Annotated in this window: 2 protein-coding genes; both read right to left on the bottom strand. The window is 36.3% G+C overall.

The features are described from left to right. Window positions 1-37: 37 nt before the first annotated feature. Window positions 38-319 carry a hypothetical protein gene (locus CHI06_RS28460; RefSeq protein WP_095251992.1) on the bottom strand — a complete coding sequence of 94 codons (282 nt, stop codon included), beginning with the start codon at window positions 317-319 and terminating at the stop codon, window positions 38-40. 67 nt (window positions 320-386) lie between these two features. Then, on the bottom strand, window positions 387-543 hold a 157-nt coding region (locus CHI06_RS28455), incomplete at its 5' end, for a DUF1572 family protein (RefSeq protein WP_142301044.1).

Raw genomic sequence — 543 nt, 5'->3', positions numbered from 1 at the left:
CGGATATTCCTCACCCCCTGCGATTTATTTAGAGTAACTATTCTTTCTTACGATTGGTGGTTTTGTATTTTTCTCCATTGCTATCATAGGTGACCCATTCACCAACAGGCTCACCTTTTTCAAAATATCCTGAACGCTTTATTGTTCCATCGGCACGATACCATTCCCAATAGCCGCCTGGCTTATCTTCAATCATTTTTCCTTTTGACCATATTGTTTTTCCATTTGCATGATACTTTATCGTGTATCCATCAATTACTTCCAGTTTCTTTTCCTTGACACCGTTTGGGTGGACCAAGTCACATTTTTCATTCTCCATGCCTTACCTCCGATAACTTTTTTAATTAATATCTCCATTCAGTCAAAATGTTAACTAATGCACATATTTACTTTTTTCGAGGAATCGTTAGTGATTTCCAATCACCAGATTTTAAATATTTCGCGATATAAATGATTTGCCCAACATGATAAGAATAATGGTACATTTGGCGTTCAATAGCTTCTATAACGGAATGGTGTTCATTTCGGATCGTAATTGCTTTT

The organism is Bacillus sp. 7884-1, from assembly GCF_002272245.1.
Lineage (GTDB): Bacteria > Bacillota > Bacilli > Bacillales > Cytobacillaceae > Neobacillus.
This window is presented reverse-complemented; position numbering and strand designations above follow the sequence as displayed.

Coding starts and splice junctions, on each gene's coding strand:
- CHI06_RS28460 (WP_095251992.1), bottom strand. CDS start 319: ATGGAGAATGAAAAATGTGACTTGGTCCACCCAAACGGTGTCAAGGAA.